Origin of the sequence: Pseudomonas sp. BNK-45 (assembly GCF_047456255.1) — a bacterium.
Lineage (GTDB): Bacteria > Pseudomonadota > Gammaproteobacteria > Pseudomonadales > Pseudomonadaceae > Aquipseudomonas.
This window is the reverse complement of sequence record NZ_CP179909.1, coordinates 1097551-1114154: the sequence shown is the minus strand read 5'-3', so window position 1 is coordinate 1114154 and position 16604 is coordinate 1097551. Positions and strand designations below refer to the sequence as shown.

16 protein-coding genes are annotated in these 16604 nt (G+C 63.9%); 11 read left to right on the top strand and 5 right to left on the bottom strand.

Annotation, left to right across the window (positions count from 1 at the left end; translation table 11 throughout):
* Positions 1-202: 202 nt before the first annotated feature.
* The 5 genes from ACMGG8_RS05105 to ppx all read left to right on the top strand — a co-directional run bounded on the left by ACMGG8_RS05105 (position 203) and on the right by ppx (position 4703).
* Positions 203-988 carry a transporter substrate-binding domain-containing protein gene (locus tag ACMGG8_RS05105; RefSeq protein WP_060841653.1) on the top strand — a complete coding sequence of 262 codons (786 nt, stop codon included), beginning with the start codon at positions 203-205 and terminating at the stop codon, positions 986-988.
* A gap of 21 nt (positions 989-1009) precedes the next feature.
* Positions 1010-1678 (top strand): amino acid ABC transporter permease, encoded by a 669-nt coding sequence (locus ACMGG8_RS05100; RefSeq protein ID WP_108545026.1) that lies wholly within the window; start codon positions 1010-1012, stop codon positions 1676-1678.
* Complete coding sequence (locus tag ACMGG8_RS05095; RefSeq protein ID WP_060844941.1) at positions 1675-2325, top strand: amino acid ABC transporter permease; 651 nt, start codon at positions 1675-1677, stop codon at positions 2323-2325. Before ACMGG8_RS05100 ends, ACMGG8_RS05095 begins: the two co-directional genes overlap by 4 nt.
* Positions 2312-3046, top strand: coding sequence for an amino acid ABC transporter ATP-binding protein (locus ACMGG8_RS05090; protein ID WP_414159262.1), 735 nt, complete (start codon positions 2312-2314; stop codon positions 3044-3046). Before ACMGG8_RS05095 ends, ACMGG8_RS05090 begins: the two co-directional genes overlap by 14 nt.
* Positions 3047-3200: 154 nt before the next feature.
* On the top strand, positions 3201-4703 hold the full coding sequence (gene ppx, locus ACMGG8_RS05085; protein ID WP_060841657.1) for an exopolyphosphatase: 1503 nt from the start codon (positions 3201-3203) through the stop codon (positions 4701-4703).
* Positions 4704-4871: 168 nt separating this feature from the next.
* Here the strand turns inward: ppx and ppk1 are convergent, their stop codons facing one another.
* Positions 4872-7085 (bottom strand): polyphosphate kinase 1, encoded by a 2214-nt coding sequence (ppk1, locus tag ACMGG8_RS05080; RefSeq protein ID WP_016965639.1) that lies wholly within the window; start codon positions 7083-7085, stop codon positions 4872-4874.
* Between the two features lie 18 nt (positions 7086-7103).
* Positions 7104-8117: a porphobilinogen synthase gene (hemB, locus tag ACMGG8_RS05075; RefSeq protein ID WP_060841658.1), complete on the bottom strand. Its 1014-nt coding sequence runs from the start codon at positions 8115-8117 to the stop codon at positions 7104-7106.
* 207 nt (positions 8118-8324) lie between these two features.
* On the opposite strand from hemB, the gene ACMGG8_RS05070 reads away from it, so the two are divergent.
* Positions 8325-8951, top strand: coding sequence for a DedA family protein (locus ACMGG8_RS05070; RefSeq protein ID WP_060841659.1), 627 nt, complete (start codon positions 8325-8327; stop codon positions 8949-8951).
* A gap of 51 nt (positions 8952-9002) precedes the next feature.
* On the top strand, positions 9003-9668 hold the full coding sequence (elbB, locus tag ACMGG8_RS05065) for an isoprenoid biosynthesis glyoxalase ElbB (RefSeq protein WP_060841660.1): 666 nt from the start codon (positions 9003-9005) through the stop codon (positions 9666-9668).
* Positions 9669-9812: 144 nt separating this feature from the next.
* Here elbB and ACMGG8_RS05060 read toward each other — a convergent pair whose 3' ends face one another.
* Together ACMGG8_RS05060 and ACMGG8_RS05055 are read right to left on the bottom strand one after the other, a co-directional pair.
* Positions 9813-10268, bottom strand: a complete 456-nt coding sequence (locus tag ACMGG8_RS05060) for a YaiI/YqxD family protein (protein ID WP_060841661.1) — start codon at positions 10266-10268, stop codon at positions 9813-9815.
* Between the two features lie 77 nt (positions 10269-10345).
* Positions 10346-12244: an FTR1 family protein gene (locus tag ACMGG8_RS05055; RefSeq protein WP_414159261.1), complete on the bottom strand. Its 1899-nt coding sequence runs from the start codon at positions 12242-12244 to the stop codon at positions 10346-10348.
* Positions 12245-12629: 385 nt separating this feature from the next.
* Between ACMGG8_RS05055 and ACMGG8_RS05050 the strand changes: the two genes are divergently transcribed.
* Genes ACMGG8_RS05050 through ACMGG8_RS05035 form a run of 4 tightly spaced genes read left to right on the top strand, consistent with a single transcriptional unit; the run spans position 12630 to position 15875 of the window.
* The gene (locus ACMGG8_RS05050) at positions 12630-14123 is read left to right on the top strand and encodes a COG3014 family protein (protein ID WP_414159260.1); all 1494 of its coding nucleotides are present in this window, start codon (positions 12630-12632) and stop codon (positions 14121-14123) included.
* A gap of 12 nt (positions 14124-14135) precedes the next feature.
* Complete coding sequence (locus ACMGG8_RS05045; protein ID WP_060841665.1) at positions 14136-14507, top strand: YcfL family protein; 372 nt, start codon at positions 14136-14138, stop codon at positions 14505-14507.
* Positions 14508-14540: 33 nt separating this feature from the next.
* Positions 14541-15128, top strand: coding sequence for a penicillin-binding protein activator LpoB (lpoB, locus tag ACMGG8_RS05040; protein ID WP_060841666.1), 588 nt, complete (start codon positions 14541-14543; stop codon positions 15126-15128).
* Positions 15129-15131: 3 nt separating this feature from the next.
* On the top strand, positions 15132-15875 hold the full coding sequence (locus ACMGG8_RS05035; RefSeq protein WP_060841667.1) for a penicillin-binding protein activator LpoB: 744 nt from the start codon (positions 15132-15134) through the stop codon (positions 15873-15875).
* Between the two features lie 58 nt (positions 15876-15933).
* Here the strand turns inward: ACMGG8_RS05035 and ACMGG8_RS05030 are convergent, their stop codons facing one another.
* Positions 15934-16566 (bottom strand): LysE family transporter, encoded by a 633-nt coding sequence (locus ACMGG8_RS05030; RefSeq protein ID WP_060841668.1) that lies wholly within the window; start codon positions 16564-16566, stop codon positions 15934-15936.
* Positions 16567-16604 lie beyond the last annotated feature (38 nt).

Genomic DNA, 16604 nt, shown 5'->3' with positions numbered 1-16604 from the left:
AACCCGGCAAGTCGTGCCCCACGGGGGTTCGGCGCGGCCCCGCGATGCTCGATCCAGGTGCGAAAAAAAGCCCAACTGTTCAGACCAGTAAGACCGAAAAAACCACTGAAAACCGCGTATCCACGGCCTTTTCCCGGTATTGGCATGGCCTGTGCTCTGTCGCCACACAGCATTCACTTCCCAAGACTTGCGGAGATTCGCCATGACCAAACGCTGTTGCGCCCTGCTCTCTGCCCTGTTCGCCAGCCTGCTGCTGAGCCAGGCCCCGGCCCAGGCCAGCGCCCTGGACGACGTGATCGCCCGCGGCACCCTCAAGGTGGCCGTGCCCCAGGATTTCCCGCCGTTCGGCTCGGTAGGCCCGGACATGCAGCCCCGCGGCCTGGACATCGACACCGCACGCCTGCTGGCCGAACAGCTCAAGGTCAAGCTGGAGCTGACTCCGGTCAACAGCACCAACCGCATCCCGTTCCTCACCACCGGCAAGGTCGACCTGGTGATTTCCAGCCTCGGCAAGAACCCGGAACGGGAAAAGGTCATCGACTTCTCCCGGGCCTACGCGCCCTTCTACCTCGCGGTGTTCGGCCCGCCCGACGCCGCCATCGCCAGCCTCGACGACCTCAAGGGCAAGACCATCAGCGTCACCCGCGGCGCCATCGAGGACATCGAGCTGACCGCCGTGGCGCCCCAGGGCGCGACCATCAAGCGCTTCGAGGACAACAACTCGACCATCGCCGCCTACCTCGCCGGCCAGGTCGACCTGATCGCCAGCGGCAACGTGGTGATGGTCGCCATCAGCCAGCGCAACCCGAAACGCATCCCGGCGATGAAGATCAAGCTCAAGGACTCGCCGGTCTACGTCGGGGTCAACAAGAACCAGCCGGAGCTGCTGGACAAGGTCAACCAGATCCTCACGGCCGCCAAGGCCGACGGCGCCCTGGAGAAAAACTCCCAGCAGTGGCTCAAGGAGCCGCTGCCGGCCGACCTTTGACCGCCCTCCCGGAGCTTGAGCATGGCTTACCAGTTCGACTTCCTGCCGGTGCTGGAAAACACCGGCCTGCTGCTGCGCGGCGCGTTGTTCACCCTGGAGCTGACCGCCATCGGCACGCTGCTCGGGGTCAGCCTGGGGATCATCGGCGCCCTGGTGCGGGCCTGGAGGATTCAGCCCCTGGCGGCGGTGTTCGGCGTCTACGTCGAGCTGATCCGCAACACCCCGTTCCTGGTGCAGCTGTTCTTCATCTTCTTCGGCCTGCCGTCCCTGGGCCTGCAGATTTCCGAGTGGCAGGCGGCCGTGCTGGCCATGGTGATCAACCTTGGCGCCTATTCCACGGAAATCATCCGCGCCGGCATCCAGGCGATCCCCAAGGGCCAGCTGGAAGCCGCCGCGGCGCTGGCCATGAGCCGTTTCGAGGCGTTTCGCCACGTGGTGCTGCTACCGGCCCTGGGCAAGGTCTGGCCGGCCCTGTGCAGCCAGATCATCATCGTCATGCTGGGCTCGGCGGTGTGCTCGCAGATCGCCACCGAAGAGCTGAGCTTCGCCGCCAACTTCATTCAGTCGCGCAACTTCCGCGCCTTTGAAACCTACGCCCTGACCACCCTGATCTACCTGTGCATGGCCTTGCTGATCCGTCAGTTGCTGAACTGGATCGGTCAGCGCTACATCCTGAGGAACAGCCGATGAGCGACTTCAGCTTCTGGGACATCCTGCGCAACCTGCTCAGCGGCCTGCAGTGGACCCTGCTGCTGTCCCTGGTGGCCTTTATCGGCGGCGGCCTGATCGGCCTGCTGATCATGACCCTGCGGATCTCCGACAAGGGCTGGGCCCGCTCCTGCGCCCGCACCTATATAGAACTGTTCCAGGGCACACCGCTGCTGATGCAGCTGTTCCTGGTGTTCTTCGGCATCGCCCTGCTGGGGGTGGATATCTCGCCCTGGCTGGCCGCCGCCATCGCCCTGACTCTGTTTACCAGCGCCTACCTGGCGGAGATCTGGCGCGGCTGCGTCGAGTCGATTCCCCACGGTCAGTGGGAGGCCTCGTCAAGCCTGGCCCTGAGCCCTTATGAACAGCTGCGCCACGTGATCCTGCCGCAAGCGTTGCGCATCGCCGTGGCGCCCACCGTGGGCTTCTCGGTGCAGGTGGTCAAAGGCACCGCGGTGACCTCGATCATCGGTTTCACCGAGCTGACCAAGACCGGCAGCATGCTGGCCAACGCCACCTTCGAGCCCTTCATGGTCTACGGCTTGGTGGCCCTCGGTTACTTCCTGCTCTGCTACCCCCTGTCCCTCAGTGCCCGCTACCTGGAAAGGAGACTGCATGCCTCTGCTTAGAATTTCCGCCCTGCATAAATACTACGGCGACCACCATGTGCTCAAAGGCATCGACCTGAGCATCGAGGAAGGTCAGGTGGTGGCGATCATCGGACGCAGCGGCTCGGGCAAGAGCACCCTGCTGCGCACCCTCAACGGCCTGGAGTCGATCAACGACGGGGTCATCCAAGTCGATGGCGAATACCTGGATGCCGCCCGCGCCGACCTGCGCAGCCTGCGACAGAAGGTCGGCATGGTGTTCCAGCAGTTCAATCTGTTCCCCCACCTGAGCGTGGGCGAGAACGTGATGCTGGCCCCGCAGGTGGTACAGAAGGTGCCCAAGGCCCGGGCTGCCGAGCTGGCGCGGCAGATGCTGGCGCGGGTCGGCCTGGCGGAGAAGTTCGACGCCTTTCCAGACCGGCTGTCCGGTGGCCAGCAACAGCGAGTGGCGATTGCCCGGGCCCTGGCGATGTCGCCCAAGGTGCTGCTGTGCGACGAGATCACCTCGGCTCTGGATCCGGAACTGGTCAATGAAGTGCTCAGCGTGGTGCGCCAACTGGCCCGGGACGGCATGACCCTGATCATGGTCACCCATGAAATGCGCTTTGCCCGGGAGGTCGGCGACAAACTGGTGTTCATGCACCAGGGCAAGGTGCACGAAGTGGGCGATCCGAAGCAATTGTTCGCCCACCCGCAGACGGCCGAGCTGGCGAACTTCATTGGCAGCACCGAGCAGGCTTGAGGCGGCCCGGTCGCAGGGGCCGGCTGGTCGGCGAACAGTGACAGCAGCGCCTGGCGCAGGTTTTGTGCGTTGAATCAACGCATTGGACACTGCGCGTTGGCGCAGGCCGTTGATCGTGGCAGGATGGCGAGGTTATCGACCGAGACCCCCAACCATGCCCCAATCCCAAGCCAAGAATCTGTCCCTGATCGCCGCGATCGATCTGGGCTCCAACAGCTTTCACATGGTCGTGGCCAAGGCCCGGAACGGTGAAATCCGCATTCTCGAGCGGCTCGGTGAAAAGGTTCAACTGGCCGCCGGCATCAACGAAGAACGCCAGCTCAACGAAGAATCCATGCAGCGCGGGCTCGACTGCCTCAAGCGCTTCGCCCAACTGATCAATGGCATGCCGCCGGGCACGGTGCGCATCGTCGGCACCAACGCCCTGCGCGAGGCGCGCAACCGTGGCGAGTTCATTCGCCGCGCCGAAGAGATCCTCGGCCACCCGGTGGAGGTCATCTCCGGCCGTGAAGAGGCCCGGCTGATCTACCTCGGGGTGTCCCACACCCTGGCCGATACCCCGGGCAAGCGCCTGGTGGCCGACATCGGCGGCGGCAGTACCGAATTCATCATCGGCCAGCGCTTCGAACCGCTGCTGCGCGAAAGCCTGCAAATGGGTTGCGTGAGCTTTACCCAGCGCTACTTCCGCGACGGCAAGATCACCCCGGCCCGCTACGCCCAGGCCTACACCGCCGCGCGCCTGGAGATCATGAGCATCGAGCATGCCCTGCATCGCCTGACCTGGGACGAAGCCATCGGCTCGTCCGGGACCATCCGCGCCATCGGCCTGGCCCTCAAGGCCGGCGGCCAGGGCAGTGGCGAAGTCAACGCCGAAGGCCTGGCCTGGCTCAAGCGCAAGCTGTTCAAGCTGGGGGATGCCGAGAAGATCGACTTCGAAGGCATCAAGCCCGATCGCCGGGCGATCTTCCCGGCGGGCCTGGCGATTCTCGAAGCGATCTTCGACGCCCTGGAACTGCAACGCATGGACCACTGCGAAGGCGCCCTGCGTGAAGGCGTGCTCTACGACCTGCTGGGCCGTCACCACCACGAAGACGTCCGCGAACGCACCCTCAGCTCGCTCATGGAGCGTTACCACGTCGACCTGGAACAGGCCTCGCGAGTCGAAGGCAAGGCCCTGCGCGCCTTCGACCAGGTCGCCGCGGACTGGGACCTGGAAGACGGCGTCTGGCGCGAACTGCTGGGCTGGGCGGCCAAGGTCCACGAAGTGGGCCTGGACATCGCCCACTACCACTACCACAAGCACGGCGCCTATCTGATCGAGCACTCGGACCTGGCCGGATTCTCCCGGGAAGACCAGCAAATGCTGGCGCTGCTGGTACGCGGCCACCGCCGCAACATTCCCAAGGAGAAATTCGCCGAGTTCGGCGACGACGGCATCAAGCTGATCCGCCTGTGCGTGCTGCTGCGTTTCGCCATCCTGTTCCACCACATCCGTGGCACCCAGCAGATGCCCCAGGTGAGCCTGCGCGCCCAGGGCGACCACCTGGATCTGGAGTTCCCGGAGCACTGGCTGGATGAGAACCAGCTGACCCAGGCCGATTTCGCCCTGGAAGCCGAATGGCTGACCCGGGTCGGCATCGTGCTCAACGTCCGCTGACCTGCCACGGACCTGTAGCAGCCGGCTTGCCGGCGAAGAGGCCGCGAAACCTTGCATCACTCGCAGGGACGTCTTCGCTGGCAAGCCAGCTCCTACAGCTCTTGCAAACCGCACAAAAAAGGCCAGCCCGGTGATCGGGCTGGCCTTTTTCATTGACGCCTGCCGCGCTTAGCGCACCGGCAATACCGGGCTGCCAAGACGCTCCAGCAAGGTCGCCTGGGCGCTGCGCGGGTTCTGGTTGCCGGTCGGCGTGTTGCGAATGTAACGGCCGTCGGACTGCAGGCTCCAGCTGTGGGTGTTATCGGTGAGATAGCTTTCCAGCTCTTTCTTGACCCGCAGGATCAGCTTCTTGCCTTCCACCGGGAAGCAGGTCTCGACTCGTTTATCGAGGTTGCGCTCCATCCAGTCGGCGCTGGAGAGGAACATCTGCTCCTCGCCGCCGTTGAGGAAGTAGAACACCCGGGTGTGCTCCAGGAAGCGACCGATGATCGAGCGCACGTGGATGTTGTGCGATACACCGGCAATCCCCGGCCGCAGGCAGCACATGCCACGCACCACCAGATCGATGCGCACGCCGGACTGGCTGGCCTTGTACAAGGCGCGAATGATCTTCGGATCGGTCAACGAGTTGAACTTGGCAATGATGTGCGCGGGCTTGCCGTCCAGGGCGAACTGAGTCTCCCGGGCGATCATGTCGAGCATGCCCTTCTTCAGGGTGAACGGCGCATGCAACAGCTTCTTCATGCGCAGGGTCTTGCCCATGCCGATCAGCTGGCTGAACAGCTTGCCGACGTCTTCGCACAAGGCGTCGTCGGAGGTCAGCAGGCTGTAGTCGGTGTACAGACGGGCGTTGGCCGCGTGGTAGTTGCCGGTACCCAGGTGGGCATAACGCACGATCTCGCCGGCTTCGCGACGCAGGATCAGCATCATCTTGGCGTGGGTCTTGAAGCCCACCACGCCATAGATCACCACCGCGCCGGCCGCTTGCAGGCGGCTGGCCATCTGCAGGTTGGACTCTTCGTCAAAGCGCGCACGCAGCTCGATCACCGCGGTGACCTCCTTGCCGTTGCGCGCCGCGTCCACCAGGGCGTCGACGATCTCCGAGTTGGCGCCACTGCGGTACAGGGTCTGGCGCACCGCCAGCACGTGCGGGTCCTTGGCGGCCTGGCGCAGCAGGTCGACCACCGGGGTGAAGGATTCGAACGGGTGCAGCAGCAGGATGTCCTGCTTGCTGATGACGCTGAAGATGTTCTCGCTGTTCTGCAGCAGCTTGGGAATCTGTGGGGTGAACGGGGTGTATTGCAGCTCCGGATGACTGTCCAGGCCGGTGATGCTGAACAGCCGCGTCAGGTTCACCGGACCATTGACTTGGTACAGCTCGGTCTCGTGCAGGTTGAACTGCTTGAGCAGGTAGTCCGACAGGTGTTTGGGGCAGGTGTCGGCCACTTCCAGGCGTACTGCGTCGCCGTAGCGCCGGGAGAACAGCTCGCCGCGCAGGGCGCGGGCCAGGTCTTCGACGTCCTCGGTGTCCACCGCCAGGTCGGCGTTACGGGTCAGGCGGAACTGATAGCAGCCTTTGACCTTCATGCCCTGGAACAGGTCATCGGCGTGGGCGTGGATCATCGACGACAGGAACACATAGTTGTCGCCAGGGCCGCCGACTTCTTCCGGCACCTTGATGATCCGCGGCAGCAGGCGTGGTGCCGGGATAATCGCCAGGCCCGAATCGCGACCGAAGGCGTCGATACCCTCCAGCTCAACGATGAAGTTCAGGCTCTTGTTCACCAGCAACGGGAACGGGTGCGTCGGGTCCAGGCCAATCGGGGTGATGATCGGCGCGATCTCGTCGCGGAAGTAGCGGCGTACCCAGGTCTTGAGCTTGGTGGTCCAGTAGCGGCGACGGATGAAGCGGATCTGGTGCTTCTCCAGTTCCGGCAACAGGATGTCATTGAGGATCGCGTACTGGCGGTCGACGTGACCGTGCACCAGCTCGCTGATCCGCGCCAGCGCCTGATGCGGCTGCAGGCCGTCGGCCCCGGCCTGCTCACGGGCGAAGGTGATCTGCTTCTTCAGGCCGGCGACGCGGATCTCGAAGAACTCGTCCAGGTTGCTGGAAAAGATCAGCAGGAACTTCAGGCGCTCCAGCAGCGGGTAGGACTCGTCCAGCGCCTGTTCCAGCACGCGGATGTTGAATTGCAGCTGCGACAGCTCGCGGTGAATGTACAGGCTGCTGTCATCCAGGTTGGGGATGACAATGGCCGGCGCCGGTGGCGCCTCGGCCACCGCAGGCGCGGGTTCGAGCTCCGGCGGGGTTTCAACCACTGGCTCGACCACCGGCTGAGCGTCTTTTACGGCAACTTCTGAGAGTCCTTCAGTATTCATCGCGTGTTCCTGGGAGGGCTATTTTTGCTCTCGTAACAATTGAGCAGCACGGACGGCAAAGTAAGTCAGGATGCCATCGGCACCCGCACGTTTAAAGGCGGTCAGGGATTCAAGAATAACCCCTTCACCCAACCAGCCATTCTGGATCGCCGCCATGTGCATGGCGTATTCGCCGCTGACCTGATAGACAAAGGTCGGCACCTTGAATTCATCCTTGACCCGAAAAAGGATATCCAGGTACGGCATGCCTGGCTTGACCATGACCATGTCCGCCCCTTCCGCCAGGTCCGCCGCCACTTCATGCAGGGCTTCGTCACCGTTGGCCGGGTCCATCTGGTACGAGGCCTTGTCGGCCTTGCCCAGGTTCAACGCCGAACCCACCGCATCGCGGAAAGGGCCGTAGTAGGCGCTGGCGTACTTGGCCGAGTAGGCCATGATCCGCACGTTGACGTGCCCCGCCAGCTCCAGGGCCTCGCGGATCGCCTGGACCCGCCCGTCCATCATGTCCGACGGCGCCACCACCTGGGCGCCAGCCTCGGCGTGGGACAGCGCCTGACGCACCAGGGCATCGACGGTGATGTCGTTCTGTACATAACCCTGTTCATCGAGGATGCCGTCCTGGCCATGGGTGGTGAACGGGTCCAGAGCGACGTCGGTGATCACCCCCAGTGCCGGAAAGCGTTCGCGCAGGGCACGGGTGGCGCGCTGGGCGATGCCCTCCGGGTTCCAGGCTTCGGCCGCGTCCAGGGACTTGAGCCCGGCCGGGGTCACCGGAAACAGCGCCAGGGCCGGAATCCCCAACTCGACCCAGTGCGCCGCCTCTTCCAGCAGCAGGTCGATGGTCAGGCGCTCGACGCCGGGCATCGACGCCACCGCCTCGCGACGGTTCTCACCGTCAAGCACGAATACCGGCAGGATCAGGTCGTCGACGCTCAGCCGGTTTTCCCGCACCAGACGGCGAGAGAAATCATCGCGACGATTACGCCGCAGACGAGTGGCTGGAAACAGGCGGCTGGCAGGGGTAAAGCTCACGGCGGACTCCAGGGCCCGCGCTGGCGGGCGAGCGGAACAGTTATAAGCGGGCATTATGACGAACAGATGACAGTTGTGCTCAAGCTGTTGACCGGCAGCAACACTCATTGTCATTGGCCCAATTGTTCACGTCGAGACACATTTCGATACTTTCCCGAACGTCGTCGAAGGGGTAGGCTGCGCGTTCATTTCGCCAGCATCCAGACAATGCTCCAACAATTTCTTCAGGATTTCGGCTACTTCGCCCTCTTTCTCGGCACGTTTTTCGAAGGTGAAACCATTCTGGTTCTCGCCGGGTTTCTTGCGTTCCGCGGATACATGGATATCAAGCTGGTGATGATCGTCGCCTTCCTCGGCAGCTACGCCGGCGACCAGCTGTGGTACTTCCTGGGGCGCAAGCATGGCCGCAAGCTGCTGGCGCGCAAGCCGCGCTGGCAAATGATGGGCGATCGAGCGCTGGAACATATCCGCAAGCATCCGGATATCTGGGTGCTGAGCTTCCGCTTCGTCTATGGCCTGCGCACCGTGATGCCGGTGGCCATTGGCTTGTCCGGCTATCCGCCGGGCCGCTATTTGCTGCTCAACGGCATTGGCGCGGCCATCTGGGCCGTGGCCCTGGCCCAGGCCGCCTATCATTTCGGCGCGGTCATGGAAGGCATGCTCGGCAGCATCAAGAAGTACGAGCTGTGGGTCCTGGGCGCCCTGCTGGTGCTGGGCTTCGGCCTGTGGGTGCGTCGGCGTTTCAAGAACGCCCGCCTGGCCAAGCAGATCTACGAGGCCGAACAAGCCGCCGCGCAAGACAAGACCAAGGCTTCGACCACACCGGTGGAGTGACACGCCCGTCATTTGGCATGCTCTCGGCACCCTTAACCTGGAGAAACAACCATGAGCAAAAAAGTTGCAGTGATCCTTTCCGGTTGCGGCGTGTTCGACGGTGCCGAGATCCACGAGAGCGTGATCACCCTGCTGCGCCTCGACCAGCGGGGAGCCCAGGTGCAGTGCTTTGCCCCGAACATCCCGCAGATGCATGTGCTCAACCACCTGACCGGCGAAACCATGGCCGAGACCCGCAACGTGCTGGTGGAATCGGCGCGCATTGCCCGGGGCCAGGTCAAGGACCTGGCTGAAGCCAGCGTCGACGACTTCGACGCGCTGATCATTCCCGGCGGCTTCGGCGCAGCCAAGAACCTCTCCAGCTTCGCCACCGAAGGTGCCGCATGCACGGTCCAGGCCGACGTCCTGGCCCTGGCCGAAGCCTTTGCCGAAGCAGGCAAGCCGGTAGGCCTGATGTGCATCGCCCCGGCCCTGGCGGCGAAGATCTACGGTCCGGGCGTGACCTGCACCATCGGTAACGACGCCGATACCGCGGCGGCCCTGGGCAAGATGGGCGCCAGCCACGCCGAATGCGCGGTGGGCGACATCATCGAAGACAAGGCGCGCAAGCTGGTGAGCACCCCCGCCTACATGCTGGCGCAGTCCATCAGCGAAGCCGCCTCGGGCATCAACAAGCTGGTGGACCGGGTGCTGGAACTGACCCACGAAGGCGAATAACCGCCCCGCCACAAGGACAGCCTCCTGTGGCGAGCACAGGGGTTCAAGCCAGGCCGCTAAACGGCCGCATACCCGAACACCGCACTGCAGCCGGCTCCCCGCCGGCTGCACATACCCCCAGACTCCCCCGGCACATCAGGCCCTTCAGGCCTGACGCGACAGCCGGGTCAGAATCCGATCCAGCGCATTGGCAAATGCCTGCTTCTCCCGATCGCCATAGGGCGCCTGCCCGCCGCTGACCTGCCCCTGCTCCCGCAGATCGGTAAACAGATTGCGCACCGCCAGGCGCTCGCCCATGTTCTGCGCGTCGAACTCCTTGCCCCGCGGGTCCAGGGCGGCCACGCCCTTTTTCACCAGGCGGTCGGCCAGCGGCACATCGCTGCAGATCACCAATTCGCCCGGCACCGCGTGCTCCACCAGGTAATCGTCGGCGGCATCCGGACCGCTGGGCACCACGATCAGCCTGACGCAGGCAAACGCCGGCTTGATCTGCGCCTGCCCGGCCACCAGCACCACCTCGAACTGACGCTTCAGGGCGAAGCGCACCACCTGATCCTTGGCCGCCTTGGGGCAAGCGTCGGCATCGATCCACACACGCATCGAGTGTTCTCCTTCCAGAATGCAAAACGGGCAAGCCGCCCCGTGGAGCTGGCTTGCCCGCGATCAACCGCGCAGCGTCAAGAAGCCTGCAAACGCCGCTTCTCACTCAGGCGACTGCGACTATAAAGCACCACGATCGCCAGTATCGCCACCACCTGGGCTCCCAGCGAGTAGGCGTCGGCATGGATCCCCAGCCAATCGAAGTCGAAGAACGGCACCGGCCGGGTGCCGAAGATACCGGCTTCCTGCAAGGCCTTGACCCCGTGCCCGGCGAATACCACAGACAAGGCGCAGAGCAGCGCCGCGTTGATGCCGAAGAACAGCGCCAGCGGCAGCTTGGCCGAACCCCGCAGGATCACCCAGGCCAGGCCCACCAGCAGCACCAGGGCGGTGGCGCCGCCAGCCAGTACCGCGTTGTGCCCCGCAGGTCCCGCCTGCAGCCACAGGGTTTCGTAGAACAGGATCACCTCGAACAGCTCGCGATACACCGAGAAGAACGCCAGGACGGCAAAGCCGAAACGCCCGCCACCGCCCACCAGACTGCTCTTGATGTAGTCCTGCCAGGCCGCCGCATGCCGGCGGTCGTGCATCCACACCCCGAGCCATAGCACCATGACGCTGGCGAACAGCGCGGTAGCGCCTTCCAGAAGCTCGCGCTGGGAACCGCTGACGTCGATCACATAAGCCGCCAGAGCCCAGGTGCCCAAGCCCGCCAGCAGCGCCAGGCCCCAGCCGACGTTGACGCTGCGCACCGCCGATTGCTGGCCGGTGTTGCGCAGGAAGGCAAGGATCGCCGCCAGCACCAGGATCGCTTCCAGGCCTTCGCGCAGCAGGATCAGCAAACCGGAGATAAAGCTCAGCGACCAACTCAGGCTGTCGCCGCCCAAAAGCCCGGCCGACTCCTTGAGCTTGGCCTTGGCCGCATCCAGGCGCTGCTCGGCCTGAGCCACCGGCAAACCGTCCTGCAACGACTGACGGTAGGCCATCAGGGCTTTTTCCGTGTCCTTGCGCATCGTGGCATCGACGTTGTCCAGGGAGCTTTCCACCAGCTCGAAACCTTCCAGGTACGCCGCTACCGACAGGTCATAGGCCTGTTCATGATCGCCGTTGCGATAGGCCGCGAGACTCTTGTCCAGGGTCGATGCGGTGTAGTCGAGCAACTGCCCCGGACCACGCTTGACCTGAGGCGGCTGGGCCCGCTGGGCGCGGAAGGTGGCGGCTGCCTGCGGGCCTTGGGCGGCCAGCACTTCAGCGGGCGTCTGCCGGGCCAGATCGGCCAGGTTGAAGCCCTGCTCGCCCTTGGCCGCCGCCGGGTCGGCGCTGAACCCGGCAATGTAGGTGGCCAGATCCCAACGTTGACGGTCATCCAGCTGATCGGCGAAGGCCGGCATGTCCGTGCCTTCGACCCCCAGCCCCAGGGTGTTGTAGACCGCGTACAGGCTCAGGCGATCAAGACGCTCGGCATCCCGCAGGTTGGCCGGTGGCGGGGTCATGCCGACGCCGGCCGGACCATCGCCGGCGCCTTTCTCGCCGTGGCACACCGAGCAATGCTGGGCATACAGCGGCGCACCGCGGCTCGGATCCGGGGTGATCACCGGCGCCTGGCTGACCTCATAGGCCACCGCCAGCTTGGCCCCCATCTGCCGCGCCAGACGTGCCACCTGGCTGCCTTCGACACGCTCGTCCACCGCCTTGCGCAGGCTGGCGATGCCCTGCTCCAACTCGGCCTTCTCCGGCTTGGCCGGCAGCTCGACGATCAGCCCCTGCAAGACCCCGAGAAACTCCACCTGCTCGCGGTATTCGGACTCGTCGACGACCTTGCCGGCTTCAACCGTGGGCGGGTAATCGGCGCCGATGTAATCCAGCAAATGCAGAGCCTTGGGCGCGCCATCGACAGTCTCGGCCAGCAGGTTGAAGCTGCAGAGCGCGAGTACCGGCAGCACCAGCAAGGCCAGTAAACGGGAAGGGCCAGTCATGAACGAATCTCAAATGGAAATACGAAGTAACATATTGTTCACTCCCAGTGAGTTTCACTCAAGGCTTATCCGTCTGTTGAAACACTTCCGCTGATCGACTGTGCCTCCTGGCTCCCAGCCCTGCGCCAAACACCCCACTGCAAAACGTCTTGAGCCATCAATGCGCAGCCGCTCACATAGTGGCCAACTACATATCAATCTGACCTTAAAAAGCCATTACATCACCCGGAACCACGTTTATAATGCCGCGCCCTCGTTATCGCGAGATGGCATTTAAGCTCCTCTTTTTATGAGGAATTGGCATGGTAGCCAGCGCTCCTGCCAGTGGGTTCGTCCAGCCCGACCCGCACGCCCGGCTGTCTCATTCAGGGAAGAAGAAGTACCCATGGCATCCCGCGCCCTCACTTCGATTGCGCTTGGCGCAGTCACTCTGCTTGCAGGCTGTTCGGCCTTCCGCAGCTACGACAACGAGCTCCAGGAAACCAACCAGCAACTGCGCGCCGGCAACCTCGATGCCGCCCTGATCCTGCTGGAAAAGAACAACAAGGGCGAAGACAAGGACCTGCTCTACTACTTCGAAAAGGGCGAGTTGCTGCGGGCCAAGGGCGACCTCAATGGCAGCCAGGCCGCCTGGGGCCATGCCGATCAGGTGGTGGCCAGCTGGGAAGACTCGGTCAAGCTCGATACCGACAAGTACCTGGCCCAGTTCGGCAGCTTCCTGGTCAACGACAAGGTCCGCCGCTACGAAGGCTATGACTATGAAAAGGTCATGCTGACCACCCAGATGGCCATGAACCTGCTGGCCGGCAATGACTTCGACGGCGCCCGCATGGCGATCAAGAAGACCCACGAACGCGAAGCGGTGATCGCCGAACTGCGCGACAAGGAATACCTCAAGCGCGAGGACGAAGCCGAGAAGCAAGGGGTCAAGACCGAGTACAAGGACCTCAAGGGCTATCCGGTGGAAGCCCTCGACGCGCCGGACGTGGTCAACCTGAAAAACAGCTACCAGAGCGCCTTCAGCCACTACCTGGCCGGCTTCGTCTACGAAGCCCTGGGCGAGAAGGACCTGGCCGCGCCCGGCTACCGCAAGGCCGCCGAACTGCGCCCCAACACGCCCCTGCTGGAACAGGCCCTGCTGAACCTGGACGCCCCGGCGGAGCCGGTCAAAGCCGAGGCCCCGAGCAAGTCTTCGACCAAGTCCAAGCGCAAGACTGCGGCCAAGGCCCCCGCCAAGGCGCCGGTGGTGCCAGCCCTGGCTGAAGATGAAAGCGACGTACTGATCGTGGTGCAAAGCGGCCTGGCCCCGGCCCGGGATTCGGTGCGCATTCCCCTGCCGCTGCCGATCAACGGCAATCTGGTGATCACCCCGCTGTCGTTCCCGGTGATCAAGCCCGACACCTCGACCCAGACCCTCGCCCAGATCGGCATCGACGGCCAGCCGCAGAACCTGACCCTGCTCAACAGCACCACCGCCATGTCCCGCCGCGCCCTGCGCGACGACATGCCGGGGATCATCCTGCGCACCACCGTGCGCGCCGTAACCCGTGGCGTGGCGCAGAAGAACCTCAATGAGGTCAACCCGCTGGCCGGCCTGGCCGTGGGCCTGGCTTCAGCGGTGACCGAAGGTGCCGACACCCGCACCTGGCGCACCCTGCCGGACAACACCCAAGTGGCCCGCCTGCGCCTGAAGCGGGGCGAACACCGCCTGAACCTGGCCAACGCCCAGGGCGGCACCCAGGTGCAGGTCAAAGTGGACCAGCGCTACCAGGTCATCGCCCTGCGGGTCGTCGGCAACCAGGTATTCAGCAGCGGTCTGGCCGCACAAGTGATCCCGAACAACGCCGGCCAGAACATGGCCAGCAACCAACGTCCTTAAGCGGAGCCCCCCATGCGCTTGAAACTTCTCGCTGTCGCCGCACTGGCCCTACTGGCCGGTTGCGCCACCCCGCCTCCTCCCGCCCCCGGCAGTGCCGCGAGCAAGGTGGTGGTGATGAACAAGTTCAACAACATCGCCATCGGCGCGATGCGGGTCGCCCGTGAAAACGGCTTCCTGACGGTCAAGGTGGCGCTGAACAACACCAGCCACACCAACATGACGATGTACTACCGCTTCGTCTGGCTGGGCGACGACGGCTTCCCGGTGGCCGACGAAGAAAGCTGGAAAGTCTTCAACCTGTACGCGGCCCAGGCCACCTTCCTGCCGGCCATTGCGCCGGTGCCCAAGGCCACCGACTTCCGCCTGGAAGTCAAAACCCAATAAGCCGTCCCTGAACCCGATCAAGAGAGCACTTCCATGTTTGCACGCTTTTCCTTCCTCGCCGTGGTCGCCCTGCTGGCCAGCGGCTGCGCCAACAACTCCCCCGTCCTGGGCGGCAAGAACATCAGCTACGGCGACAGCAAGGCCGTGGAGCTGGTGACCAACGAGTTCGGTTCCACCGACCTGCAGATGATCGCCGAATCCATGACCCGCTCCCTGGCCCAGTCCGGCATCCTCCAGGGCCGCCCGGTGGTGCAGGTCTACGACGTGAAGAACAAGACCAGCGAGTACATCGATACCCGCGAGATCACCACCTCGATCAAGACCCAGCTGATGAAATCCGGCACCGCCCGCTTCGCCAGCGACAACACCGCGATGCAGAGCCAGGTCGACCAGCTCAAGCTGCAGAACCAGAGCGGCCTGTACAAGAAGTCCACCGTGGCCAAGACCGGCAACATGGTCGCCGCCAAGTACCGTCTTGAGGGCTCCATCAGCTCCATCGTCAAGCGCAGCAGCGACTACAAGGACGTCTTCTACAAATTCAGCCTGCAACTGATCGACGTCGAGAGCGGTCTGGCCGAGTGGATGGACGAGAAAGAGATCCGCAAGACCACGGAGCGCTAAGCAATGCGTGCATGGATTGGCATCCTGGCCCTGGCCTGTGCGTTCAGCGCGCAGGCGGCCCCGAAAGTCGCAGTCATGGACCTGGCCTACCAGGAACGTGTGCAGGAATACATTCACGTGGTCTCGGCCCAGCAGAGCTACCGCGAGGGCTACTACAGCTCCAGCGGCTCGGCCAGCTACAACGAACTGGAATCGAGCACCAGCTACATCGAGGAAGGCGAACTGCGCAAGTTCACCGGTGATATCAAGGGCGGGATTCTCAAGTCCGGGATGTTCCAGCTGGTGCAGGGCTCGCCCCACACCGACGCGTCCAAGACCAACGTCTACGACATCATCAAGCGCATCAAGGCCGGCAACTTCAAGGGTGCCGACTACGTGCTGTTCGGCACCGTGTCGGACATCGACTTCACCCAGGACATCAACGAGCTGGCCAATACCGACAGCTACTCGGCGGTGCTGGGCCTGACCCTGGTGGCGGATTTCAGCCTGATCAACACCCGCACCTTCGAGATCACCTCGGCGTTCACCGCCATGGGCGAAGGCCAGGACACCAAGCTGGTGAACAGCCGGGACATCCGTGTCTCGCTAAACCGTCCGCGGGTGGTGCGTGAAGTCTCCAAGGCCCTGGGCGAGGACGTCACCCGGCAAATGGCCGAGCAGTTGGGTCGCGGTGGCTACGAGCAACCGGGGCAGGCGCCGATGCGCAACAACCTGCCGCGGGACACTGCCCCCGTGATCCTGCGTTAAGCCTTATGCAAACGAAAAAGGCGACCCGCTGGGTCGCCTTTTTTTGTTCCTGCAAAACCTAGGTCGCCGCTTTGCGGATGGTCGCCAGAAAGCCCGCGGCACCGAGGAACAGGCCGGCGAAGGTGCGGTTCATGCGCCGCTGCTGGACCGGGGTGCGCAACAGGCGCAGGACCTTGGACGCCAGCCCGGTGTAGCCGGCCATGACGATCAGGTCGACCACGATCATGGTGGCGCCGAGGATCAGGTACTGCTTGACCAGGGGCGCATGGGGGTCGATGAACTGCGGCAGCACCGCCAGCATGAACACCAGGGCCTTGGGGTTGCTGATGTTCACCAGGAAGCCGCGGAACATCAGGGCCAGGGGCTTGCCGATGGGACGGACCGCGGCGTCATCGCTCAGATCGCTGGGCAGCGCACGCCATTGCTTGACCGCCAGGTACACCAGGTAGGCCACACCGAACCACTTGATGGCATAGAAAGCGGTAGCCGAGGCCGCGAGGATGGCACCGACACCGGCGGCGACAATGGCAATCTGCATGGCCAGGCCCAGCTGCAGGCCCAGGGCGTTCCAGTAACCGCGCCAGAAGCCGTATTGCAGGCCGCAGGACATCGACGCAATCGCGCCGGCTCCCGGAGAAAGACTGATTACCCAACTGGCGGCAAAGAACGCCAGCCATGTCTCAAGCACCATTGCACACCTCGGATCGAATTGGTCGTGACTGCCTAAGC